Origin of the sequence: Pseudomonas sp. BR20 (assembly GCF_050780135.1) — a bacterium.
Lineage (GTDB): Bacteria > Pseudomonadota > Gammaproteobacteria > Pseudomonadales > Pseudomonadaceae > Aquipseudomonas.
Map to the genome: position 1 here is coordinate 4,667,777 of NZ_CP172012.1, position 24,039 is coordinate 4,691,815.

At 60.7% G+C, this 24,039-nt stretch carries 25 protein-coding genes and 4 tRNA genes; 7 read left to right on the forward strand and 22 right to left on the reverse strand.

Annotated features, from left to right (window positions below):
- Window positions 1–181 precede the first annotated feature (181 nt).
- Window positions 182–433: a DUF1654 domain-containing protein gene (locus ACHPFG_RS21335; protein WP_178116737.1), complete on the forward strand. Its 252-nt coding sequence runs from the start codon at window positions 182–184 to the stop codon at window positions 431–433.
- Between the two features lie 4 nt (window positions 434–437).
- On the forward strand, window positions 438–1,127 hold the full coding sequence (locus ACHPFG_RS21340; protein WP_431700335.1) for an endonuclease: 690 nt from the start codon (window positions 438–440) through the stop codon (window positions 1,125–1,127).
- A gap of 30 nt (window positions 1,128–1,157) precedes the next feature.
- Here ACHPFG_RS21340 and ACHPFG_RS21345 read toward each other — a convergent pair whose 3' ends face one another.
- Complete coding sequence (locus ACHPFG_RS21345) at window positions 1,158–1,523, reverse strand: SPOR domain-containing protein (protein ID WP_167656391.1); 366 nt, start codon at window positions 1,521–1,523, stop codon at window positions 1,158–1,160.
- A 263-nt stretch (window positions 1,524–1,786) separates the two neighbouring features.
- Here ACHPFG_RS21345 and csrA point away from each other — a divergent pair, with 263 nt between their 5' ends.
- The 3 genes from csrA to ACHPFG_RS21360 all read left to right on the forward strand — a co-directional run bounded on the left by csrA (window position 1,787) and on the right by ACHPFG_RS21360 (window position 2,835).
- A complete protein-coding gene (csrA, locus tag ACHPFG_RS21350) occupies window positions 1,787–1,981 on the forward strand; it encodes a carbon storage regulator CsrA (RefSeq protein WP_003192511.1) in 195 nt (64 codons plus the stop codon).
- Between the two features lie 212 nt (window positions 1,982–2,193).
- A complete protein-coding gene (locus tag ACHPFG_RS21355; RefSeq protein WP_131700530.1) occupies window positions 2,194–2,439 on the forward strand; it encodes a hypothetical protein in 246 nt (81 codons plus the stop codon).
- 99 nt (window positions 2,440–2,538) lie between these two features.
- Window positions 2,539–2,835 (forward strand): hypothetical protein, encoded by a 297-nt coding sequence (locus ACHPFG_RS21360; protein ID WP_145336283.1) that lies wholly within the window; start codon window positions 2,539–2,541, stop codon window positions 2,833–2,835.
- A 19-nt stretch (window positions 2,836–2,854) separates the two neighbouring features.
- Here the strand turns inward: ACHPFG_RS21360 and ACHPFG_RS21365 are convergent, their stop codons facing one another.
- The 5 genes from ACHPFG_RS21365 to ACHPFG_RS21385 all read right to left on the reverse strand — a co-directional run bounded on the left by ACHPFG_RS21365 (window position 2,855) and on the right by ACHPFG_RS21385 (window position 6,452).
- A complete protein-coding gene (locus tag ACHPFG_RS21365; RefSeq protein ID WP_431700336.1) occupies window positions 2,855–3,532 on the reverse strand; it encodes an HAD-IA family hydrolase in 678 nt (225 codons plus the stop codon).
- Between the two features lie 133 nt (window positions 3,533–3,665).
- Window positions 3,666–4,112 (reverse strand): anti-virulence regulator CigR family protein, encoded by a 447-nt coding sequence (locus ACHPFG_RS21370; protein ID WP_431700337.1) that lies wholly within the window; start codon window positions 4,110–4,112, stop codon window positions 3,666–3,668.
- 63 nt (window positions 4,113–4,175) lie between these two features.
- A complete protein-coding gene (pcp, locus tag ACHPFG_RS21375) occupies window positions 4,176–4,781 on the reverse strand; it encodes a pyroglutamyl-peptidase I (RefSeq protein ID WP_431700338.1) in 606 nt (201 codons plus the stop codon).
- A gap of 7 nt (window positions 4,782–4,788) precedes the next feature.
- The gene (locus ACHPFG_RS21380; protein WP_065927250.1) at window positions 4,789–5,739 is read right to left on the reverse strand and encodes a DUF979 domain-containing protein; all 951 of its coding nucleotides are present in this window, start codon (window positions 5,737–5,739) and stop codon (window positions 4,789–4,791) included.
- On the reverse strand, window positions 5,736–6,452 hold the full coding sequence (locus ACHPFG_RS21385) for a DUF969 domain-containing protein (protein WP_431700339.1): 717 nt from the start codon (window positions 6,450–6,452) through the stop codon (window positions 5,736–5,738). Before ACHPFG_RS21385 ends, ACHPFG_RS21380 begins: the two co-directional genes overlap by 4 nt.
- A gap of 348 nt (window positions 6,453–6,800) precedes the next feature.
- Here ACHPFG_RS21385 and ACHPFG_RS21390 point away from each other — a divergent pair, with 348 nt between their 5' ends.
- The gene (locus tag ACHPFG_RS21390) at window positions 6,801–8,231 is read left to right on the forward strand and encodes a DHA2 family efflux MFS transporter permease subunit (protein ID WP_431700340.1); all 1,431 of its coding nucleotides are present in this window, start codon (window positions 6,801–6,803) and stop codon (window positions 8,229–8,231) included.
- A 30-nt stretch (window positions 8,232–8,261) separates the two neighbouring features.
- Here the strand turns inward: ACHPFG_RS21390 and ACHPFG_RS21395 are convergent, their stop codons facing one another.
- Window positions 8,262–8,696, reverse strand: a complete 435-nt coding sequence (locus ACHPFG_RS21395) for a hypothetical protein (RefSeq protein WP_431700341.1) — start codon at window positions 8,694–8,696, stop codon at window positions 8,262–8,264.
- A gap of 163 nt (window positions 8,697–8,859) precedes the next feature.
- Window positions 8,860–8,936: transfer RNA gene (locus tag ACHPFG_RS21400), tRNA-Val, on the reverse strand.
- 184 nt (window positions 8,937–9,120) lie between these two features.
- Between ACHPFG_RS21400 and ACHPFG_RS21405 the strand changes: the two genes are divergently transcribed.
- Window positions 9,121–10,404, forward strand: coding sequence for an NAD(P)/FAD-dependent oxidoreductase (locus ACHPFG_RS21405; protein ID WP_145336297.1), 1,284 nt, complete (start codon window positions 9,121–9,123; stop codon window positions 10,402–10,404).
- A gap of 157 nt (window positions 10,405–10,561) precedes the next feature.
- Here ACHPFG_RS21405 and ACHPFG_RS21410 read toward each other — a convergent pair.
- From ACHPFG_RS21410 to ACHPFG_RS21475, 14 genes are all read right to left on the reverse strand, one after another.
- Window positions 10,562–10,638: transfer RNA gene (locus tag ACHPFG_RS21410), tRNA-Asp, on the reverse strand.
- Between the two features lie 105 nt (window positions 10,639–10,743).
- Window positions 10,744–10,820 (reverse strand) — tRNA-Asp (locus tag ACHPFG_RS21415).
- Window positions 10,821–10,875: 55 nt separating this feature from the next.
- Window positions 10,876–10,951 (reverse strand) — tRNA-Val (locus ACHPFG_RS21420).
- A 107-nt stretch (window positions 10,952–11,058) separates the two neighbouring features.
- On the reverse strand, window positions 11,059–11,823 hold the full coding sequence (locus ACHPFG_RS21425) for an SDR family oxidoreductase (RefSeq protein ID WP_431700342.1): 765 nt from the start codon (window positions 11,821–11,823) through the stop codon (window positions 11,059–11,061).
- Between the two features lie 11 nt (window positions 11,824–11,834).
- Window positions 11,835–13,046: an O-succinylhomoserine sulfhydrylase gene (locus ACHPFG_RS21430; protein ID WP_131700520.1), complete on the reverse strand. Its 1,212-nt coding sequence runs from the start codon at window positions 13,044–13,046 to the stop codon at window positions 11,835–11,837.
- 65 nt (window positions 13,047–13,111) lie between these two features.
- Window positions 13,112–14,617: an amidophosphoribosyltransferase gene (gene purF / locus ACHPFG_RS21435; protein WP_027604079.1), complete on the reverse strand. Its 1,506-nt coding sequence runs from the start codon at window positions 14,615–14,617 to the stop codon at window positions 13,112–13,114.
- A gap of 41 nt (window positions 14,618–14,658) precedes the next feature.
- Window positions 14,659–15,216, reverse strand: coding sequence for a CvpA family protein (locus ACHPFG_RS21440; protein WP_003192538.1), 558 nt, complete (start codon window positions 15,214–15,216; stop codon window positions 14,659–14,661).
- Window positions 15,217–15,377: 161 nt separating this feature from the next.
- Window positions 15,378–16,031, reverse strand: coding sequence for an SPOR domain-containing protein (locus ACHPFG_RS21445; RefSeq protein ID WP_131700519.1), 654 nt, complete (start codon window positions 16,029–16,031; stop codon window positions 15,378–15,380).
- Window positions 16,015–17,322: a bifunctional tetrahydrofolate synthase/dihydrofolate synthase gene (gene folC, locus ACHPFG_RS21450; protein ID WP_431700343.1), complete on the reverse strand. Its 1,308-nt coding sequence runs from the start codon at window positions 17,320–17,322 to the stop codon at window positions 16,015–16,017. The genes ACHPFG_RS21445 and folC overlap by 17 nt, the downstream gene beginning before the upstream one ends.
- On the reverse strand, window positions 17,319–18,239 hold the full coding sequence (accD, locus tag ACHPFG_RS21455; protein WP_027604076.1) for an acetyl-CoA carboxylase, carboxyltransferase subunit beta: 921 nt from the start codon (window positions 18,237–18,239) through the stop codon (window positions 17,319–17,321). Before accD ends, folC begins: the two co-directional genes overlap by 4 nt.
- A gap of 243 nt (window positions 18,240–18,482) precedes the next feature.
- Complete coding sequence (locus ACHPFG_RS21460; protein ID WP_431700344.1) at window positions 18,483–19,115, reverse strand: phosphoribosylanthranilate isomerase; 633 nt, start codon at window positions 19,113–19,115, stop codon at window positions 18,483–18,485.
- Between the two features lie 64 nt (window positions 19,116–19,179).
- Entirely contained in the window at window positions 19,180–20,004 is an 825-nt protein-coding gene (truA, locus tag ACHPFG_RS21465) for a tRNA pseudouridine(38-40) synthase TruA (protein ID WP_131700548.1), read from the reverse strand.
- A gap of 141 nt (window positions 20,005–20,145) precedes the next feature.
- Window positions 20,146–22,713, reverse strand: coding sequence for a FimV/HubP family polar landmark protein (locus ACHPFG_RS21470; RefSeq protein ID WP_431700345.1), 2,568 nt, complete (start codon window positions 22,711–22,713; stop codon window positions 20,146–20,148).
- A 163-nt stretch (window positions 22,714–22,876) separates the two neighbouring features.
- Entirely contained in the window at window positions 22,877–23,887 is a 1,011-nt protein-coding gene (locus tag ACHPFG_RS21475) for an aspartate-semialdehyde dehydrogenase (protein WP_145336303.1), read from the reverse strand.
- Window positions 23,888–24,039 lie beyond the last annotated feature (152 nt).

Sequence of the window (24,039 nt, forward strand, 5' to 3'; positions counted from 1 at the left end):
CGTCTCTGTAGAGGCGGGTTTACCCGCCTCTACTTCATGTGTAAATCCCGCAACCAACACCTCCCCGCCTTACACCAAATCACCTAAACCGCCGTAAGACGAACTTATTAAATTTTAAGCAGTTGCGAAATTGCCTACAGTTAAATACTGTATGCACGTACAGCTTACTAAGGAACACTCCGTGGCAAAGCCCTCCTCAGCAGCATTAACCCCACCTGATGCCTACGAACGCCTGGCCATTCGTGTGCAAAAGATCATCAACTCCACCAGCGCCCAAAAAGCCAAGGCAGCCTTGATCTTCCGCTTGCCGGACGAGCCAGAAGACGAGTGGCAGCGCTTGCTGGAGGAAATCGCGGAGAACGACAACGTTACCCTCGCCTATCGGGATGACGGCGGCGTGCAGATTTTCTGGGTTGTGCCGAAGGAAGATTGATTCAATGAGTGCCCGTTTTATTGCTCTGTGCTGCCTGCTTTTTGCTGTCACTGCCCATGCACAGGCACCCCGAACCTTCAGCGAAGCCAAAAAAATCGCCTGGAAGCTCTACTCGCCACAATCCACCGAGTTCTATTGCGGCTGCAAATACACCGGCAACCGCGTTGACTTGAAAGCCTGCGGCTACATCCCACGCAAAAACGCCAACCGTGCCGCGCGCATCGAGTGGGAGCACATTGTTCCGGCCTGGCAGATCGGACATCAGCGCCAGTGCTGGCAGGACGGTGGACGCAAGAACTGCACGCGCAATGACGACGTGTTCAAGCGTGCCGAAGCGGATTTGCACAACCTGGTGCCGAGCATCGGCGAGGTCAATGGAGATCGAAGTAACTTTAGTTTTGGCTGGCTGCCGGTGCAAAGCGGGCAGTACGGTTCATGCCTGACCCAGGTGGATTTCAAGGCCAAGAAGGTCATGCCGCGCCCGTCCATTCGCGGGATGATCGCACGCACTTATTTCTACATGAGCAAGCAGTACGGCTTGCGCCTGTCAAAACAGGATCGCCAGCTGTACGAAGCTTGGAACAAGACCTATCCGGTACAAGCCTGGGAGCGCCAGCGTAACCAGACGGTGGCGTGCGTGATGGGCCGCGGCAATGAGTTTGTCGGCCCGGTTAACCTGAAAGCCTGCGGTTGAACATGGGCGGCCCTGCCGCCCAACCAGCTGTTACTGCGCGGCCTTGTGCTCGATGATCTCGGACACCGTGTCGGTTTTCTTGGCCCGCGCCATCTTCTCGTTGAGCAGTGTCTGCTTGGCTTCGGCCTCGGCCCTGGTTGCAAATGGCCCCAGCAGCACTTCGTCCTTGCCGTCGACCTTCACGATATAAAAACTGAACCCGTGTTCGAGCAACCAGGCGGTCAGGTCCGTGATTGCCTGCAACTTATGGTCTGGCGGGCCAACGCGCAGGTCCCATTCCTGGGCGGCAATCGCGCCGGTTTGTGGCTGGCTTTCGGTCACGGCAGGCTTGGCATTGGGAGCATCGACGCTTTTGCCTTCACCGCAACCGGCCAAGGCCAACACCGCAATTGCCATCGTTACTTTACGCACTGCCCTGCTCCTTCAACGGATAAAGAAGCGACTTTATCATTCACTGTCTATTCTGGCCGTCATAAACGTTGGCTTAAACAATGCGAATGATGTATCCCAGACCTGTATGATGCCGCCATGGGAATTAATGTCGCCTCTATGCGTCCTAAAAGAGGCAGTCACAGGGAAGCGCTTAGCAGTAAGCTACACACATACGACACCTGCCCTGTCTGAAACATGTGTCCTTAAAAGTAATCAAGGAGAAGTCCATGCTTATACTCACCCGCAAAGTCGGTGAAAGCATAAACATCGGTGATGACATTACGATCACCATCCTGGGCGTCAGCGGCCAGCAAGTACGAATCGGCATCAACGCCCCCAAGGATGTTGCCGTGCATCGCGAGGAGATTTACCAGCGCATCCAGGCCGGCCTGACCGCTCCGGACAAAAACCAGACGCCTTGAAGCGCCCTCAGTAGCCAGCCCTTTCGTTCACTGTAACGGCTGGCGAAAACCTCCTCGGGCTGCTTTTGTCTTTGTTGCGCGAACCGTTTTTTGCCGCATGCTCATCCATGAATCAAGATGAAACTATCTTCACGCCTGGAACTTATTACACCCTCTGCAACCGAATCCCCTGACTGATATCTCGCCATCAGTGTGCAATTGGGAGCACGTCGATGCTGCCAGGCAATACCCAGCCATTTTTCTCCAGATCCTGGATGATCGCCCTGCTGACAGGGCTGGTCTTTGTCGGTTTGGAATATGGCCTGAAGCTTGAAATAGAAGGCGCCGAGGCCCCTCGTTCGCGGCTGGACCTGGTATTGCTGCTGTCTGGCTACCTGTTCATGTTCTGTCTCAAGCCCATCCAGATGGCCGTGCAGCGCAAGTTGTGCCAGCGAATCGTGCGCAAAACCGCACACTGACGTCCCCGTAATTCACTATCAGATCGCTGGTATTTACAGCCTCGCAGCAGGACCTATTCTTGGGTGTGTTTGCACAGTCAGTAAAAGGTGCCGGTACAAATGGACACGCTCACTAAAACCCAAATCGAATCTGAATTGGCAGCCCGCCTGCCCAGCTACACGGTCACCTGTACGCTGCACGCCGACGGTACCCTCTCGGCCGTGCTCAGCGGTCCGGAAACCGATCACTTCGCAATCACCGGAATCGTGCGCGCGCATTATCGCGGTGCCGAAGCGATTGCCCGGCTCGCCAACGAGATTCTCAGGGAGATGGTGCTGTCACGCCAAGGCATGCGCAGTGATCGAATGCAGGCGCCGCCTGATCCAGCCACCCGCGAAGCGGGCCGAGGCCGGTAGCCGTCTCGGCCTTGCTGCGTCAGCCTCTCGCGCGCGCCAAGTACAACAAGCCATCGGCGCTGCGTTGCACCTGCAGCTGTTCATACCCATCGATCGAAGGATGCTCCGTCGCCATGGGCTTGAGGTGCGTCGAGGTCACGACCATCACATCCGCTCCAGCCGCCTCCCCCGCACGAATACCCACCGTCGCATCCTCAAACACCAGGCAGTCCTGCACCGACACCCCCAGGCGCTGCGCACCGAGCGCATAACAGGCAGGGTCAGGCTTACCGATAGCCACGTCTTCAGCCGTGACCAGCACCGCTGGCGGTACAATGCCCGCCGCTTGCAGTCGACGCAACGCGAGCTCCCTGGGTGCAGAGGTGACCAGCGCCCACTGATCACCGGGCAAGCGGTTCAGAAACTCGACAGCACCGGCAATCGCAACGACGCCTTCTACGTTATTGATTTCAGCCTCGGTAATCCACTGTGCTTCAACCTCTGGGTCAACGCCGGGCAAAGCCTGGCGCGTGATGGTGTCGATGGCCCGGGCGCCATGGATGGTGGTCAGAAACGTCGCCACCTCCAGCCCATGGCGTTCAGCCCAGGTACTCCATACCCGCTCGGCGGCGGCAATCGAATTGAGCAAAGTCCCATCCATATCGAACAGAAAGGCGCGGTAAGGGCGGGCAAATACGACTGAACCTCGGATGGACACTGCGGGATTTCCTAGTGGGCTGAAACGAATAATCGGCGCAATGCAATCTACGGATCACCTGGCGGCTTGTAAACGCCACCGACGCCGGCAATAACACGGCGGCGTCGAGAACCATGCTGGTGACGGCGTCAGCTCAATTGAGGGCGCCATTGAGGACTTCGTAGATAATGCCCGTCGCGATGGCAACCAGTATCAAGTCGGTGCCCGCCTGCTGCCACTCGTACCCATCGTAATGGGGCAAACGGCCCAACAAACGCCCGTCCAGTTTCTTGGCAATGCCCGGCGGCAGCGGCTTGCCGCGGGCCAGGTTCTTCTGGATGCCAGGCGGCAAGGCGGGCCCCGGGCTCCAGTAGTCGCGATAACCGCCCAACACATTCAGCACGCTGCCACGGTCGACGCTGGGGCCGTGACTGCCTGCTGCACCTTTGCCTTTGGGCTTGTCATGCCCCTGCCCGCCGTGACCATTGCCTTTATCGTTGCCTTGCCCCTTGCCATTGCCTGGATCAGCCAAAGCCGTACCGCCAGCGGCAAACAACACAAGCGTAAGTGCAACAGACACGAATTTCGAGCACTTGATCATGACGATTATCCAACACAGGAATGTAGCTGAACTGTAGTCGAGCTTACCGCATCACGTAAGAAGTCAACTCACCTGACCGCCGACTTCCACCACGTCCACCGGGGTATTCCATGCCGTCGACACCGCGATGCGCAGCCCATCGACCAGGCCCGCTCCAAGCTGGCTCGACACGTGGATAAAACCACTGCGTACACCCGAGCCCGCGAGTTCGTGTTGCAAGCGGTAGAACACTTGGTTGCACACAAAGGTGCCCGCCGTCTGCGATACCGAAACCGCAATCCCCGCCTCGCGCACCGCCCTGGCCATGGCCTTGATCGGCAGCGTCGAGAAGTAGGCCGCAGGGCCGCCGACCACGACCGCCGTGTCGATGGGCTGCTCCCCCCGATTATCGGGGATGCGCGCATCGTTGACGTTGATCGCCACCCGCTCGATGGATATTTCGCTGCGCCCGGGAGCCAACCCAGTGGCGATGACCATCGCCGGGCGCAGTTCACTGATCAGTTGGCGTAGGCACTCACCCGCCGTGGCAAACGCACAGGGCAATCGGCGCGCAACAATCCGCACATCATCGTCGAGTTGCACGCCATCCAACTGGCGCACCGCTTCCCAAGAAGGATTCACCAGGTCTTGATCAAAGGGCTCGAACCCCGTCAGCAATACAGTTCGCATCTTGGCCTCACATCAACACATAAAGCAGGACAATATTGACCACCAGCATCATCAACGCGGTCGGCAGTTGCGCCTTGATCACCGCGTTCTTGTCCGGCAACTCCAGCAACGCCGCCGGCACGATATTGAAGTTGGCCGCCATCGGCGTCATCAGCGTACCGCAGTAGCCAGAGAACATACCGATGGCGGCCATCACCGCCGGGTTACCGCCGTAGATACCCACCAGCACCGGCACGCCGACGCCCCCGGTCATCACCGGGAATGCCGCGAAGCCATTGCCCATGATCACCGTAAACAGCGCCATGCCCAACACGTACACCATGACCGCCACCAACTTGAAATCCAGGTTGATGTAGGTGGTGGTGACATGGGCGACGGCCGTGCCGACACCTGCTTCATTGAAGAGCAGGCCAAGCATCGCCAGCATCTGCGGCAGCACCATGGCCCAGCCCAAGGCCTCGGTGAGTCGTCGGGATTCGCGCAAGGCTTGCACCGGGGTATCACGGGTCAGCCAGCAGGCCAGCCCGAGGGCGATCAGACAGCCGATACCGAGGGAGACGAAGGTGGTGTTTTTCGGATCCAGCAGCGGTACCCCGCCAATCTCGGTGTGCTTGAGCAAGACCGAACCAATCACCGTGGTCAGGGGGATCGCCAGCGCCGGGATAAACAGTTTATGCCCGAGGCGACCGGCACTGGCGCGCGAAGCCTTGTCATGCAACTCAGCATGGGTGCCACGGCCGACGCCGCCCAGACCGGCAATCAGTGCCATCACCACCACCCCCGCACCGACAACCACCGAGGGCAGGCGCTCTCCCACCAGGAACGGGATGGCGAACAGCAGCCAGAACAGTGCGCTGGACCAGCGCTTGGGATGGGTCCGATCCAACAGAATCATGCCGGCGGTGATCAGCAGCAGGACCCCGGCGAGCCAGTACAGGTATTGGATGGAGATGATCATTGCGCGGCCTCCACTGGGGTCACGGCGGTCGTCATCTCGCGGGTAAGTCTTCGGTCAAACCGATGAAGTCGGATCGCGTGAATGATAAAGGCGCAGATCGCCGTAGGAATGCCCCACACCGCAATGTGCAGCGGCTCTACGTCGATCCCCGAACCCAGCAGGAAGGTATGCATCAACGCAATCGCACCAAAGGCGACGAAGATGTCCTCACCAAAAAACAGGCCGACGTTATCGGTGGCAGCGCACATGGCCAACACCTTGTGACGCAGTTTGTCAGGCAGTTTGCCGTAGCGCTTTTCCGCCGCGCCTTCGGCCATCGGTGCCAGCAGCGGGCGCACCATCTGCGGGTGCCCGCCGAGGCTGGTCAAACCCATGGCTGCGGTGGATTCGCGCACAAACAGATAGATGATCAGCAGGCGTCCGACCGTGGCGCGCTCAAACCGCGCAATCCAGTTCTGCGCGTGCAGGCGCAAGCCGTGGCGCTCGAGCAAACCGATGACTGCGAGAGGCAACAACAGGATCAATTGCAGGGCGCGAGTCTGTAGGAAACCATCACCCATAGTGGCGAGGATTTTCTCCAGCGGGAAGTGGGCAGCGAGCCCGGTGGTGATAGCCGCGGCGGTGACCACCAACAGCGGATTGAAACGCAAAACAAAGCCAACCACGATCACAAGTACGCCGATCAACGGCCATAAGTTCACAACAGTTTGCATGGCGGAGAGGTCCTTAAGTGCGCGCTGCGGCGCCATTACAGCAGGATGTGAACAAAGGGTTCACAGCAGGAAGTGGCGTGCAGTCGGCTCGGTTTTTTATTGTTGACCCGTCAGGGCGAGCGTCAGTGGCGGCAACTGTGCTGCCTGGGAGCGGGAGGTGTCCAACAAGAAAAATTGTTGCTGCAAACCAATAAATTTTGTGGGCAATCGAGGGGCGTACGAGTAACAAGAGGTGGACAGACCACGAAGGATTCGCTCATCTTAACGCCGCCCGTTTATCGGGCGCGGCGCATCTGGCAGTTGATCGGCCTTCTTCGTCAAACCGTTCACTGAAAAAGGGCAGCACCGGTGAGCTCACCCACTCCAGATTCCGCCGCGCAAAACCGCCTCAGTCTACAAACCCGCCTGATTGCCCTGGTGGTCGCCGTGACCTTCTTCATGGAGAACCTCGACGCCACGGTCATCGCCACCGCGCTACCGACCATGGCGACCGCCTTCGGGGTGACGCCGGTCGACATGAACATCGGCATCACCGCCTATATCCTCGCCGTGGCGATCTTCATACCGCTGTCCAGCTGGGTCGCCGACCGCTTTGGTGCGCGCCGGGTATTCGCTGGCGCAATCATCCTGTTCACCCTCGCCTCGTTGCTCTGCGGGCTGAGCCAAAGTATTGAGATGTTCGTGTTCGCCCGAGTCCTGCAAGGCATCGGCGGCGCATTGATGGTGCCCGTGGGGCGCTTAGCGGTGTTGCGCAATACGGATAAGAAAGATTTGGTGAAAATGATCGCGATCATTACCTGGCCCGGCCTGGTCGCGCCGATTCTGGGGCCGCTGGTCGGCGGCTTGATCGTGACTCATGCATCATGGCCATGGATCTTCTACGTGAATCTGCCGCTGGGCGCGTTGGCACTGGCCGCCGCACTGTGGCTGGTACCGGAAGGCCGCGAAGCCAGGGTTCGCCCGTTCGATGCCAAGGGCTTTTTGCTGCTGGCAGGCGCCTGTGTGGCCCTGCTGGGCGGGCTGGAATGGCTGGGTAAACCGAACGGTGCGCGGCTTATTCCAGGCGCCGTGCTGGTCGCGGCAGGCATCGCGCTGGCAGTGTGGGCTCTGCACCATTGCCGCCATTCCAGCGCCCCCTTATTGCCGCTCGAGACCCTGTCCATCGATACATTTCGTGTGAGCATCTACGGCGGCTCGCTGTTTCGCCTGGCCATCAGCGCCCTGCCGTTCCTGCTGCCGCTGCTGTTTCAAGTCGCCTTTGGCTTGCCCCCGGTGGACGCAGGCTTGCTGGTGCTGGCGGTATTCGCTGGCAATCTGGCGATGAAACCGTTCACCACGGCCATCATGCGCCGCTATGGGTTTCGCCAGGTCTTGCTGGTGAACGGGGTGATCGGCGTGGTATCGATAGCCGCTTGCGCGCTTTTCACGGCGCAGACCCCATTTGTACTGATCGCGGCCGTGTTGTTTTTGGGAGGTCTGTCACGCTCGATGCAGTTCACCTGCTACAACTCGATCGGCTTCGCGGATGTGCCCAAGCCGCGCATGAGTGAGGCGTCGGCGCTGTTCAGCATGTCATTCCAGCTGGCCATGGGGATGGGCGTAACGGTGGCGGCGCTGCTGCTACGGGCATCCATGAGTGTGCAAGGGCATGAGATGCACGCGCAGGTCGGGGATTTTCGCGTGGCGTTCGTCGGAGTGGCGCTGCTGGGAGTGTGGGCGCTGGTAGATGTATATCGCTTGCCGGTGGGGGCGGGAGAAAGTGTGTTGAATCGACAGTGAAGGCTGAGGTTCAACACACTTTTGCAACTATCAGGCGGTGGTACTGACCATCGAACCCGACGTGCTGTTGCCCTCATCGATGACCGCCTGCAACAGCGCGGAAGTCACTGTCTGCAACGCCGCCGCAGTGCCAGCGATCTGCATCTGCGCCGCCGCCACTGCCGCCGCTTTGGCTTCTGCACTCTGATTGCTGGACTGAGCTTTCTGCAAGGCTTGCTGCTGCGCTTGAAGCTGCTTTTGCAACTGCTCGATCTGCTTCTTCAACTGTTTGACGGTATCGGACTCCTTCGAGAGCGAGGAGGCTTGGCCACCACCACCTACACCTGCCGCACCATTGGAATCAGCGTGCATGTTGACGGTCATGCCGCCTGCGCTGCTTGTGCTTTCCTTGGTTGCGGTAGCCGTCGAGCTGAGAGCGCTTGGAGTGCTTGCTACGGAGGCGGTAGTGCTGATGTTGATAAGCATGCCAGATGTCCGAGAGTAAGAGGTCTGCGATCACTATCGGCCTGGGTGTCGATTACTTTAGGTGGGGGTGGGAAGATTTTCGGGTAGTAATAAATCGCACGAACAAAAAAGGGCCCACCTTTCGGTGAGCCCTTCTAGACCGCCCAGCAGAGCGGATTTTGTTTGGTAGGCGCGATTGGACTCGAACCAACGACCCCCACCATGTCAAGGTGGTGCTCTAACCAACTGAGCTACGTGCCTGCTGTGAGGCGGCATTCTACGGAATTCCGGAGGGGTGTCAACATCTTTTTTGCAGCTAAGCCTATGAATATGCGAATTATTTATTTGCAGTCGGGGCACCGCGCTTTTTTGGGTGGCTGGCAGGCAATTTTCAACTCAGGTAGGATCGGGGCACTCGTAAAAAATATAAAACAGAGGTTCCAGGATGGCGAACACCCCCTACCCCCAGTCGTATTACGCCGCTTCCGCAAATGCCGTTCCGCCGCGCCCAAGGCTGCAAGGCGACGTCGAAACCGATGTGTGCGTGATTGGCGCCGGCTATACCGGCCTGTCCAGCGCGCTGTTTCTGCTGGAGAACGGTTTTCGCGTCACGGTACTGGAAGCCGCAAAGGTGGGTTTTGGCGCGTCGGGCCGCAATGGCGGGCAGATCGTCAATAGCTACAGCCGTGACATTGATGTGATCGAGCGCAGTGTCGGCCCCCAGCAGGCGCAGTTGCTGGGGCAGATGGCGTTCGAAGGCGGCAGGATCATTCGCGAGCGGGTCGCCAAATACCAGATCCAGTGCGACCTGAAGGACGGCGGCGTGTTCGCGGCACTCAACAGCAAGCACATGGGCCATCTGGAGTCGCAAAAACGCTTGTGGGAGCGCTACGGCCATACACAGCTGGAGTTGCTGGACGAGCGTCGCATTCGCGAGGTAGTGGCCTGTGACAACTATGTCGGCGGCCTGCTGGACATGAGTGGCGGCCACATCCACCCACTCAACCTGGCACTGGGTGAAGCCGCAGCCGTGGAGTCACTGGGCGGTACGATCTACGAACAATCGGCGGCGGTGCGCATCGAGCGGGGTGCCAACCCGGTGGTGCACACGGCCGAAGGCAAGGTCAGGGCCAAGTTCATCATCGTCGCGGGCAATGCCTACCTGGGCAACCTGGTGCCGGAGTTGGCGGCCAAGTCGATGCCCTGTGGCACTCAGGTGATCACGACGGCGCCACTCGGGGATGAACTGGCCAAGACCCTCCTGCCGCAGGATTACTGCGTAGAGGACTGCAACTACCTGCTCGACTACTATCGCCTCACCCGCGACAAGCGCCTGATCTTCGGCGGTGGCGTGGTGTATGGCGCGCGCGACCCGGCGAACATCGAAGCAATCATCCGCCCGAAGATGCTCAAGGCCTTCCCGCAACTCAAGGATGTAAAGATCGACTACGCCTGGACCGGCAACTTCCTCCTGACCCTGTCGCGCTTGCCGCAGGTCGGCCGCCTGGGCGACAACATCTACTACTCACAGGGCTGCAGCGGCCATGGCGTGACGTACACCCACCTGGCGGGCAAGGTACTGGCGGAAGCGCTGAGAGGCCAGGCAGAGCGCTTTGATGCGTTTGCCGACCTGCCGCACTACCCATTTCCGGGCGGGCAACTGTTGCGCACACCGTTTGCGGCACTGGGGGCCTGGTATTACGGGCTGCGAGATAAGCTGGGCTTCTGACAAATCAATGGGAGCCGGTTCGCCGGCTCCCGCAAAAAATTGCCGAATCGCAGACACAAAAAACCCCGGTCTTTCGACCAGGGTCTTTGCTATCGGATCAAAGTAGCCAGTGGCTTTCTTTGTGCTTCAAGGCGTTCAGTGGGCCTTGAAGCAGATATGGCGCAGCGGACGGGACTCGAACCCGCGACCCCCGGCGTGACAGGCCGGTATTCTAACCGACTGAACTACCGCTGCGTATCGCTTGACAGGCCGAGCAAACCGCCTCAACCGTCTTTGAACATCTGATCGACCAGCCTTGGCTGTTCAACCTCAAGCCCGATAAATCGAACCTGGAAAATATGGCGCAGCGGACGGGACTCGAACCCGCGACCCCCGGCGTGACAGGCCGGTATTCTAACCGACTGAACTACCGCTGCGCGTCGGTGCAACCTTTAACGTTGCGTCTCACCCGAAGGTAAAACTCTCAAGAAGTGGTGGGTGATGACGGGATCGAACCGCCGACCCTCTGCTTGTAAGGCAGATGCTCTCCCAGCTGAGCTAATCACCCTTTGCTTCGTTGAGGCCGCGAAATTTACGCAGATAGCGGACCTAAGTCAATAGCCTGCTTGAAGTTTTTCTGAAAAAGACAAAATTGCTTCAAGACGGCTACCTGCCCTACTCGCTGTAAATCATCTTCTTGCTCATGCCACCGTCCACCACAAACTCTTGCCCCGTGACAAACCCCGCCTGGCGCGACAGCAGCCACGCCACCATCGCCGCCACATCTTCCACCGTACCCACCCTGCCCGCCGGGTGCTGGGCATGATCGGCATCGGTCAAAGGCTCGGCACGCCGCGCGACAGGATCACGGGCATCGATCCAGCCAGGGCTGACCGCATTCACCCGCACTTCCGGCCCGAGGCTCATCGCCAAGGCGTGAGTAAGGGCCAATAAGCCACCCTTGCTCGCCGCATAGGCCTCGGTATCCGGCTCCGACTGGCGGGCCCGGGTCGACGCCAGGTTGACGATGGCGCCGCCGTGGGCACGCAGGTATGGCGCACAATGCTTGGCCAGCAACATCGGCCCACTGAGGTTAACGGCCAACACGCGGTTCCAGTAAGCCAGGTCAAGGCTTTCCAGGGTGATATTGTGCGGGTGGGCCACCGCAGCGTTACAGACCAATGCGTCCAGGCGCCCGAATTGCCCCAGGACTTCGGCGACCCCTTGGGCCACCTGTTTCTCGTCAGCCACGTCCATGGTGATAAACCAGGCATTGTCACCCAGCACCTTGGACACCTTGGAACCGCGCTCGCGGTCCAGGTCGGTCAAGACCACCTGCCAGCCTTCGCTGATCAACCACGCGGCAATCCCGAGGCCAATGCCCCGCGCCGCGCCCGTCACCAGGGCGACGCGCCCATTACTGGCCGCTGCGGCCTCCATGGACCACTCGATCACAAGGCAGCCAGCCCGCGGGCCAGGTCAGCCTGCAGATCAGCGACATCTTCCAGGCCTACCGCAACGCGGATCAGGCTGTCCCGGATACCGGCCGCTTCACGCTCCTGCGGCGCCAGGCGTCCGTGGGACGTGGTGCTCGGATGGGTAATGGTGGTCTTGCTGTCACCCAGGTTGGCCGTGATGGAGATCAGGCGCGTCGCATCGATAAAGCGCCAGGCGCCCTCTTTGCCGCCCTTCACTTCGAAGCTCACCACGGCGCCAAATCCACGCTGCTGGCGCTGGGCCAACGCGTGTTGCGGATGGCTCTTGAGGCCGGCGTAATGCACTTTCTCGATGCCGTCCTGCTTCTCCAGCCACTCGGCAAGGGCCTGAGCGTTGGCGCAATGGGCCTTCATACGCAGGCTGAGGGTTTCCAGGCCCTTGAGGAAGATCCAGGCGTTGAACGGGCTCAGGGTCGGGCCGGCGGTGCGCAGGAAGCCCACCACTTCCTTCATCTGCTCGCAGCGACCGGCAACCACGCCGCCCATGCAACGGCCCTGGCCATCGATAAACTTGGTGGCCGAGTGCACCACAATGTCCGCGCCCAGCTTCAGGGGCTGCTGCAAGGCAGGCGTGCAGAAGCAGTTATCGACCACCAGCATTGCGCCCTTGGCGTGGGCCACTTCGGACAATGCGGCGATATCCACCAGCTCGGCCAGCGGATTGGACGGCGACTCGACGAACAGCAATTTGGTGTTGGACTTGATTGCCGCATCCCAACCGGACAAATCCGCCAGGGGCACGTAGTCCACTTCGATCCCGAAGCGCTTGAAGTATTTCTCGAACAGGCTGATGGTCGAACCGAACACACTGCGCGACACCAGCACGTGGTCGCCGGCACTGCACAGGCTCATTACCACCGCCAGGATCGCCGCCATGCCGGTGGCCGTCGCCACCGCCTGCTCTGCACCTTCCAGCGCCGCAATACGCTCTTCGAACGCACGCACAGTCGGGTTGGTGTAACGCGAATAAACGTTACCCGGCACTTCACCAGCAAAGCGCGCAGCGGCGTCAGCAGCAGTGCGGAATACGTAGCTGGAAGTGAAGAACATCGGGTCACCGTGTTCACCTTCCGGGGTGCGGTGCTGGCCGGCGCGCACAGCCAGGGTATCGAAAGCTACGCCATCGAGGTCGCTGTCCAAGCGACCGGCATCCCATTCCTGACTCATGCTGCGACTCCTTACTCAATTCTTTATTTAAGATACAAAACCGGCCCCTCAGGGCCGGTGTCTACTCAGTTGTTGTACAGATCGATGATCGCGCTGACCGCCTGGGTCTTGATCTTCGACGAGTCGTTACGCGCCTGCTCGATCTTGTTCAGGTAGGCCTCGTCGACATCGCCGGTCACATACTTGCCGTCGAACACGGCGCAGTCGAACTGCTCGATCTTGATCTTGCCACCGCCGACCGCTTCGATCAGGTCCGGCAGGTCCTGGTAGATCAGCCAATCCGCGCCGATCAGGTCGGCCACGTCCTGGGTCGTGCGGTTGTGGGCGATCAGTTCGTGGGCGCTCGGCATGTCGATACCGTACACGTTCGGGTAACGCACGGCAGGCGCTGCGGAACAGAAGTACACGTTCTTCGCACCGGCTTCGCGGGCCATCTGGATGATTTGCTTGCAGGTGGTGCCGCGTACGATGGAGTCGTCCACCAGCATCACGTTCTTGCCGCGGAATTCCAGCTCGATGGCGTTGAGTTTCTGGCGCACCGACTTCTTGCGCGCAGCCTGGCCCGGCATGATGAAGGTGCGACCGATGTAACGGTTCTTCACGAAGCCTTCGCGGAACTTGACGCCCAAGTGGTTGGCCAACTCCAGCGCAGCGGTACGGCTGGTGTCCGGGATCGGGATCACCACGTCGATATCGTGCTCGGGACGCTCGCGCAGGATCTTGTCGGCCAGCTTCTCACCCATGCGCAGGCGCGCCTTGTATACCGAAACGCCGTCGATGATCGAATCCGGACGCGCCAGGTAGACGTGTTCGAAGATGCACGGGGTGAGTTTCGGCGCGACGGCGCACTGCCGGGTGTGCAGCTTGCCGTCTTCGGTGATGTACACCGCTTCGCCCGGCGCGAGGTCGCGAATCAGGGTGAAGCCGAGCACGTCCAGGGATACGCTTTCGGACGCGATCATGTACTCGACGCCTTCGTCGGTGTGACGCTGGCCGAACACGATTGGACGAATACCGTGCGGGTCACGGAAGCCGACGATGCCGTAGCCGGTGATCATCGCAACGACGGCATAACCGCCGACACAACGGTTGTGCACGTCGATCACGGCGGCGAACACGTCTTCTTCGGTCGGCTGCAGCTTGCCGCGCTGGGCCAGCTCGTGGGCGAACACGTTGAGCAGCACTTCCGAGTCGGAACTGGTGTTGACGTGGCGCAGGTCAGATTCGTAAATCTCCTTGGCCAGTTGCTCAACGTTGGTCAGGTTACCGTTATGCGCCAGGGTAATGCCGTAAGGCGAGTTGACGTAGAACGGCTGAGCTTCGGCCGAAGTCGAGCTACCGGCGGTCGGGTAACGCACATGGCCAATGCCCATGTGCCCGACGAGGCGCTGCATGTGACGTTGATGGAACACGTCACGTACCAGGCCATTGTCCTTGCGCAGGAATAACCGGCCGTCGTGGCTGGTCACAATACCGGCAGCGTCCTGGCCGCGGTGCTGGAGGACGGTTAGCGCGTCATACAGCGCCTGATTGACGTTCGACTTACCGACGATACCGACGATGCCACACATGCGACGCAACCCCTACTTAATGAATCTTGACTGAACACACCTTACTGCGGCGTTTTGGCCGGCAAGAGGTGTTCCTTGAACGGAAGATCAGCGGGTACGCTGATTCCGCTGGCCAGCCACTGACTGCTCCACCCCAATATGAGGTTCTTGGACCAATCTGCAACCAATAGAAACTTTGGCACGAGTACCGACTCCTGCCACCACGAATCCTGCTGTACCGGCCCCAGGCTCAATAGCCCGACCGCCACGACCACCAGCAACGCGCCACGCGCAGCGCCGAAGGCCATGCCGAGAAATCGATCGGTCCCGGAGAGGCCGGTGACACGTATCAACTCGCCAATAAGATAATTGACCATTGCCCCCACCAGCAGCGTGGCGATGAACATGATGGCGCAGCCCGCGATGACACGAGCCGAAGGTGTCTCGATGTATCCGGCCAGGTAGACCGACAATGAACCGCCGAACATCCAGGCTACGACTCCTGCGATGATCCAGGTCAGCAACGACAGTGCTTCTTTTACGAAGCCGCGGCTTAGACTGATCAAAGCGGAGATGGCGACGATTGCAACGATCGCCCAGTCAACCCAGGTAAATGGCACGTTTGAGCCTACGGACGGATAAGGCGGCGCATTTTAGCAGAGCGTCGGGCTGTCGGTAAGCTGTGATTGCGGCTGCGTTGCAAATCAATAGTTTGTGGCGGGCCGGCCCGATTTCAACCCCGCCACATTTGATTGCATTCCAGGCTGGAATCGATGCGGGCTCAGCCGCGCTCAGGCTGGAAACGGGTCACGAAGCCTTTCAGGTTCTGCTGACGGTCCAGCAAATCCCGCAGCCGGTCGGCCTCTGCGCGTTCGATCAGCGGCCCGATAAACACCCGGTTCTTGCCGTCGGCGCTACGGATATAGGCGTTATAACCCTGGGCACGCAGCTTCTTCTGCAAGGCGTCAGCGCCTTCGCGATTGCCCAGGCTGGCCACCTGGATCGACCAACTGATCGGCAAACCATTCGGATCGATACGGCTCTGACCCACATCCGGTTTGCCCGGCGCGGCAGGCTGCGGCGCTACCGGCTTGGGCGCAGGCGTCGCAGGCTTGGCGGCGACCGCCGGAGCAGGTGTCGGCTTGACCACCGGGACGCTTGGCTGAACCGGCATCGACGGCGCCTGTTGCGCGGCCACCTCATCATCAGTCGGCACCGGCTCTTCTTCCGGCAATGCCTGCGGCTCCGGCACTACGACCGGTTCAACCTGCACTTGCGGTACCGCCGGGGCCTGGGGCGCAGCCGGGGCCTCGACGACCACCTGGCGCTGCTCGTCCTGACGGGAAAACAGCATCGGCAGGAAAATCACCGCCAATGCCACCAGCACCAGGGCTCCAACCATTCGCTGCTTGTATGCGCTATCCAGTAATGCCATGTGCAGCTTCCTCCGTGGAGCGCCGGGCCAACCACTCAAGCGCCTCGGCAACACAATAAAATGATCCGAACAACAGAATCTCGTCCTCGGCCGTCGCCACCGCGCACTGAGCCTCCAGGGCAGCAGTCACGCCTGCATACGACGCCACGGGCGCACCAAGGTTCTGTAACGCGATCTCAAGCTCATGGGCCGGACGACTACGGGGCGTGTCCAGCGGCGCGACCGCCCATGCCTGGACGCTGTCCAGCAACGGCGCAACCACGCCCTCCAAGTCTTTATCGGCGAGCAAACCGAATACAGCAAGGCGACGCCCCACCGGCGGCGTGCGTGCCAGGCGTTTTGCCAGGTACTGCGCTGCATGGGGGTTATGCCCCACATCCAGCAGCAGGTTCAGGTGCTTACCGTGCCAGTCGAACCCGCGACGGTCCAGACGCCCCACCACGCGAGTCGCCAACAACGTCGCAGCAATCTGTTCAGCATGCCAAGGCAGGTCCAGCAACAGATAGGCTTGCAGCGCGAGCGCGGCGTTTTCCATCGGCAGATTCAGCAAGGGCAGATCGCGCAGCTCTACAGCCAGCCCACGCGCATCCCGCCCGCGCCACTGCCAGTGCCGGTCACCGATATCAAGATTGAATTCGCGGCCACGCAGGAAGAATGGGCAATCCAGCTCACGCACCTTGTCCAGCAAGGGCTGCGGCGGATCCAGATCACCGCACAGCGCAGGCCTACCCTGGCGGAAAATCCCGGCCTTTTCATAAGCCACGGACTCGCGGGTATCCCCCAGGTAGTCGGCATGGTCCACGCCAATACTGGTGACCAGCGCCAGGTCGGCATCCACCACGTTGACGGTGTCCAGGCGTCCGCCCAGGCCCACTTCCAATACGACCACATCCAGTTGCGCACGCTCGAACAGCCAGAACGCCGCCAGGGTGCCCATTTCGAAGTAAGTCAGGGAAATCTCGCCTCGCCCGGCATCGAGTGCGGCGAAGGCTTCGCAGAGTTGCTCATCAGTGGCTTCGACACCATTGAGTTGCACCCGCTCGTTGTAACGCAGCAAGTGCGGCGAGCTGTACACGCCAACTTTCAGCCCTTGGGCTTGCAGCAGCGCGGCAACAAAGGCGCAGGTAGAGCCTTTGCCATTGGTGCCGGTCACCGTGATCACTCGCGGTGCCGGCCGGCCCAACCCAAGGCGGGCCGCTACCTGTTGCGAGCGCTCCAGGCCCATGTCGATGGCGGACGGATGCAACTGCTCAAGGTAGGCGAGCCATTCGCCCAGGGTACGTTGGGTCATAGGTTCGCAGGCACCGGGGGCACAACGATCGGCTCGACTTTAGGCGCGACGTAAACAGGTGTCGGCAGGCCCATCATCTGCGCCAGCAGGCTACCCAGGCGTGGACGCAGTTCACCGCGCGGGATGATCAGGTCGATTGCGCCGTGCTCCAGCAGGAACTCGCTGCGCTGGAAGCCTTCCGGCAGTTTCTCGCGCACGGTCTGCTCGATCACACGCGGGCCGGCAAAGCCGATCAGGGCTTTTGGTTCACCGACGATCACGTCGCCGAGCATCGCCAGGCTGGCGGAAACACCGCCGTAGACCGGGTCGGTCAGCACGGAGATGAACGGAATGCCTTCTTCGCGCAGACGCGCCAGCACCGCGGAGGTCTTGGCCATTTGCATCAGGGAGATCAACGCTTCCTGCATCCGCGCACCACCGGAGGCGGCGAAGCAGATCATCGGGCAACGGTTTTCCAGGGCGTAGTTGGCAGCGCGCACGAAGCGTTCGCCGACGATGGCCCCCATGGAGCCGCCCATGAAGGAGAACTCGAACGCCGACACCACCACCGGCATCCCCAGCAGCTTGCCACTGACGGAAATCAGCGCGTCCTTCTCACCGGTCTGCTTTTGCGCAGCGGTCAGGCGGTCCTTGTACTTCTTGCCGTCGCGGAACTTGAGACGGTCGACCGGCTCCAGGTCGGCGCCCAGCTCGTTACGGCCGTCGGCGTCGAGGAAGATGTCGATGCGGGCGCGGGCGCCGATACGCATGTGGTGGTTGCACTTGGGGCAAACATCCAGGGTCTTTTCCAGCTCGGGGCGGTACAGCACCGCGTCGCAGGATGGGCACTTGTGCCACAGACCTTCAGGAACCGAGCTTTTTTTCACCTCGGAACGCATGATCGAAGGGATCAGTTTGTCTACTAACCAGTTGCTCATGCTTTCTTTCTCCAGTACCGGTGGCTTGAACACAGCCCCGCGTATGCCCTTGAGCTAAATTCATATGTGGCGATGACACAGGCTGGACGGGGTCAGACGTTCGACCTGCCATTTCCAGCCTGCATCCTCAGCCTTCCAGACAGCCTGCCAGTGCAGGTTGCCACTTCATTTCCGGGCCTCCCTCAGGCGGCACCGGGCTGTTTTACACAGTGGTAGTTATGGACGGCGGCAGACTGCCAGCCGTCACATCCCGCCACTGCTGTTGCGCACGGCCTGCATGAATGCGCGAATCCTGCTGTGATCCTTGATGCCCTTACCTTGCTCTACCCCACCGCTGACATCCACGGCATACGGCCGAACCTGCTCGATAGCCGCCGCGACATTCGCAGGATTGAGCCCACCGGCGAGGATGATCGGCTTACTCAGCCCCTCGGGGATCAGCGACCAATCAAACGCTTCGCCGGTCCCACCCGGTACGCCTTCGACATACGTGTCCAGCAGAATGCCACGCGCGCCGGAATAGGCAGCGCAGGCACGCGCGATGTCGTCACCCGCCTTGACTCGCAACGCCTTGATATACGGGCGCTGGTAGCTTTCACATTCATCCGGGGTTTCATGGCCGTGAAATTGCAGCATATCCAACTGTACGGCATCCAGGGTTTCGTTGAGTTCGCAGCGGCTGGCGTTGACGAACAAGCCTACGGTGGTCACGAACGGCGGCAACGCAGCAATGATTGCCCGCGCCTGCAACACATTCACCGCCCGTGGGCTCCTGGCATAAAACACCAGACCAATTGCATCCGCCCCCGCCTCGACTGCCGCCAGCGCGTCTTCTATGCGGGTAATCCCGCAAATCTTGCTGCGAACGGCAGACATATCGTAGAAACCTCAGGGGTTGGACCGAGAAAGTCCCGGATGGTAACAAAAGCTTTTCCGGGCGTCAGCCGTCAAGTTCGCTGAACCCTGTGAGGAAGTGTGGCCCGATGAAGCGTTGCGGCAGCTCGAACTCGTCGCGGTACTCCACATCCACCAGGTACAAGCCAAACGGATGCGCCGTGACGCCGCCCGTGCGGCGGATGCGGCTTTCCAGCACTTCCCTGGCCCATTCCACCGGGCGTTCTCCGGTACCGATGGTCATCAATACGCCAGCAATGTTGCGCACCATGTGGTGCAGGAAGGCGCCGGCGCGGATGTCCAGCACGATCATCTTGCCGTGGCGGGTCACCCGCAGGTGATGGACTTCCTTGATCGGCGACTTGGCCTGGCACTGGCCGGCACGGAATGCGCTGAAATCATGCACACCCACCAGGTGCTGCGCAGCCTCGGCCATGCGTTCGGCATCCAGCGGACGGTGGTTCCAGGTGATTTCTTCGTTGAGGTGCGCGGGACGGATCTGGTCGTTATAGATCACATAGCGATAACGCCGGGCAATGGCCTTGAAGCGCGCATGAAAGTGCGCAGGCATGACCTTGGCCCAACTGACGCTGACGTCATGGGGCAAATTGATATTGGCGCCCATCACCCATGCCTTCATCGTGCGTTCAGCCTGAGTGTCGAAGTGCACCACCTGGCCACAGGCGTGCACGCCGGCATCGGTACGTCCGGCGCACATCAGCGATACGGGCGAATCGGCGACCTTGGACAGGGCCTTCTCCAGGGTTTCCTGCACCGTCAGCACGCCTGACGCCTGGCGCTGCCAGCCGCGATAGCGCGAGCCTTTGTATTCCACGCCGAGAGCGATGCGGTAAAAGCCAGCGGCCGCCATTTCGGCGGCCGGGTTATCTATATTTGCCAAGAACTGAGAGCCTGATGAGTTGCGCGAAGGCGGCCATTATAAATGCGGCAGCTGCGTGGCGTGCGCTTTTGTTAGGGATTGACCCCTCCCACACTGGACCTGCATCGACCCTCAGATTTTGCCGAGCATTTCCTTGGCCTCGCCGCGCTGCGCCTCATCACCTTCAGTGAGCACTTCGGAGAGAATGTCCCGCGCGCCGTCGGCATCTCCCATGTCGATATAGGCTTGGGCGAGGTCGAGCTTGGTGGCGACTTCATTCGTGCCGGACAGGAAGTCGAACTCCGGTTCATCATCGCCCAACGCTGCGTCTTCAGCGGTAAAAGAAGGTTCGATGGGCGGATTTTCCAGGCTCTGGGACAGGCGATCGAGTTCGGCGTTGACATCGTCCAGTTCCGAAGCGAAGGCATCAGGCTTGGCGACTGCGTCTGGTTCGTCCGCCAGGGACAGGTCGAAATCCTCCGGCAAATCGAAGTCATCCGGCGCCGACGGGGTCAGCGTCGGCGGCTCGACCGCCGGCGCATCCTTCATCTGATCCTCAAGACCGGAAAGGAAGTCGTCGTCGGACTGCTCGGACGCCGGGGTATTCAGTTGCAGGTCGAGGTCAAAGTCCGACAGGTTTTCCTCGCCGGCCTTGGGCGCCGATTGCTGCTCCAGGAGCGCGGCAAACGTCTGCTCGTCGTCCAGGTTGGCCGGGGAAGCCGCTTCCAGGTCATCCAGGCTCAAATCGAAATCGGTGTCGAGTGCGCCGGGCTCGGTGGCCGGGGCCGCCGGCTTGTCTTCCAGCAACTCCTTGACGTACTGAGCATCAAGCGCGGCCGCGGCAACTGCGGCACTGACGCCCGCGGCCAATACGGCCATAGCAGGAAAGCGCGACTTGAGCTGCTCGACCTGGGCATGGTTCTCACCATTGGCCACCAGTTGACGCTCCTGGGTGACGAAACCGTCCTTGTCGCTTTGCAGGCCGTAGACTTCCATCAGCTTCAACCGCAGGTCGCTGCGCTTGGGCTCGTGCTTGATCGCTTGTTCCAGCACATCGGCGGCCTGGTTCAAATGACCACGGTCGATATGGGACTGGGCTTGCGCCAGGGCATCGTTGGCGTTTTGCGGGGCCACGGCAGCGGCCAGCGGTGCGAGCACGGAGGCAACCGTCGGAACCGCCACCGCTGGCGCAACCACTTGAGCAGGGGCCGGAGCGGCTGCCAGCTTGACGTTCGGCGGCGGCACTTCGAGGCCTTCGAAACTGTCCGACGGCAGGTCCTGTTCGATGTTCGAGGTAAATTCCGGCTCTTCAGCCAGCGCCCGCGCCATGCGCAAGTGCTTTTCCTCTTCACGGCGGGCGTTGCGATGGCGCGCCCACAGCAGCAGGAGCAGCAACACCACCAGGCCAGCCGCGCCACCGATCACACTGAGGACAACCGGGTTGGTCAGCAGATCATTGAACTTGCCTTCGGTGGTATCAGGTGCGGCGGCTGGTTTAGCCGCCTCAGGTGCCGACGCAGCCGGGGTTGGCGTTGGCGTTGGCGCGGCGGCCTGTGCAGCGGGTGCTGCCGGCGTAGCGGCCGGGTCGCTTGTCAGCTGTGCGGGCATCGCTGCCGTCGCCGGTACCGCCGGGTCGCCTTTCTCTGCCTGCAAACGGGCCAGTTGATCGTTTTTCAGTTGAATCAACTTTTGCAGTTTATCCAACTGACTTTGCAAATCTGCCGCACGGCTCTTGAGTTCTTCGTTATCGCGGCGAGTGGTGTCCAGTTGCTCCTGGGTCATCGCCAGCTTGTCGCTCAGGACCTGGCTGTCACCGGCCTTGCCTTTGCCGCCCTTCTTGGCCGCTTCAGCCGAGACCAGGCTCAGGTTGTCCTTGGCATTGGTGGTCGACGGCGCATTGCCGGCCTGGGCGCGCTTGGTGGCGTCCAGTTGCTGCTTGCCGGCTACCTGATTGGCAGCCGCGCGCCGACCCTGGCGCCAGGCGGCATTTTGCGCCGTCACTTCGGCGATTGCTTGAGGTTGCGGTAACGCAGTGCTTTGTACGGTGTCCGGCAGGCGCAGCACCTGGCCGGTTTTCAGGCGGTTGATATTGCCATCGATAAAGGCGCCGGGGTTGAGTGCCTGAATGGCCAGCATAGTCTGCTGCACCGAGCCGCCATTGCGGTGCTTCTGCGCAATTTCCCACAGGGTGTCGCGGGAGGTGGTGGTGTGCTGAACCGGCTTGCTCACAGCGGGCGCAGCATTGGCAGGCGCTCCCAAGCGCGGAGCAGGTGCTGCGGCACTCGAAGCGGGCTGGTCAAACTTGCTCGGGTCGAGCAACACGCTGTAGTCGCGCATCAAGCGGCCATTGGGCCATTGCACCTGCAGCAGGAAACGTACGTAGGAATCCGGCAGCGGCTTGCTGGAGGTGACGCGCACCACGCTGCGACCACTGGGATTGATGACCGGGGTAAACGTCAGGTCATCGAGAAACGCCCGACGATCGACGCCTGCGTCCACGAACGCCTGGGATGAGGCCAGGCTCGGGGTGATCTCGGACGCCGTGAGGCCACCGACATCGAGCAATTCGATTTCCACCGACAACGGCTGGTTCAACGTCGACTTTAGGGTCATCTCCCCCAGCTGCAGCGCCTGCGCCATACCGGAGGACAGCGCCGAGGCGGCCGCTATTGCTAACACCAGTTTGCGAACTTGAACCATAGCCTCATCCTTTGTTTGAACACTCCCCGGCCTGCGAGAAGGTTGGTAACCGCTTGCCATAAGGCATGGCGAGCCGATAGGTCACCGACGCGCAATTGTTCCTGCTTGGGGCCAAGCATAGCGCCTGGTTAGAATCAATCTACAAATTGCCGCCAAGTATCTTTTACGCAAGGCGTTTTATCAACAACTGCGCCAGTTGCACGGCGTTAAGGGCCGCGCCCTTGCGTACGTTATCTGACGTCAGCCACAGATTTAGTTCAGCCGGGTCATCCACCCCCGCGCGCACCCGGCCTACATAAACCACATCCTGGCCCACTGCGTCGCCCACGGCTGTAGGGTAATCACCTTCTTCTACCAGTTCGATACCCGGCGCGGCCTCCAATGCCCGGTTGACGGCGGCGAGATCGACCGCCGCGCCCAACTGCAGTGACACAGTCAGGCTATCGCCAAAAAACACCGGGGCTTGAACGCACGTTGCGGAAATCTTTAGCAAAGGTAATTCCAGGACTGCGCGCAGTTCGTGAACCAGGCGTTTTTCCAAGGCGGTATGACCTTGGGCGTCTGGCGTGCCGACTTGTGCCAACAGATTGAAGGCCATTTGCCGGTCAAAGAACTTCGGTTCCAGAGGGCGCACGTTCAGGAGCTCGGCGGTCTGACGTGCCAATTCGCTGACGGCTTCGCGGCCTTGGGCAGACACCGCCAGGCTGGCAGTGACGGCGACACGCCGGATGTCCAGCAAGCCACGCAACGGCGCCAGCACCACCGCCAGGTTAGTGGCCGACGGGCTCGGACTGCCCAGCTGGAACGGCTTTTTCAACCCCTCAAGGACGTGGGCATTGGCTTCCGGCACCACCTGAGGCGCCTGCTCGGCGGGCAATGCTCCCGACAAGTCGATCACCGCGCAACCCGCCGCCGTGGCACGCGGCGCGAAGCTCAGGGTGACCGCAGGGCCTGCGGCGAAGAAGGCCAATTGCGCCTTGCTGAAATCGAATTCGTCGACCTCCTTGACCCGTACGTTCTTGCCGCGAAACGGCACCGAGGCGCCAGCAGAGTTACTGCCCGCCAGCAGGTACAGGGTGCCCACCGGGAATTCCAGCTCTTCGAGAATCTGCACCAGGGTTTCGCCGACCGTACCAGTGGCACCGATCACGGCAATTTCAAAGGTCTGGGTCATGGGGGCTACCTCGGGCATGGCGGGGGAGCGGCACTTTACCGGGTGGCTGGAGGGGAGGCAATTAGCCTGGGTCTGATCGAGTGGCTGATGGCGCTATCGGGGGCAAGCTCCCTCCCACAGTGAACAGCATTTCAACGTTGAAATTCGGAAGA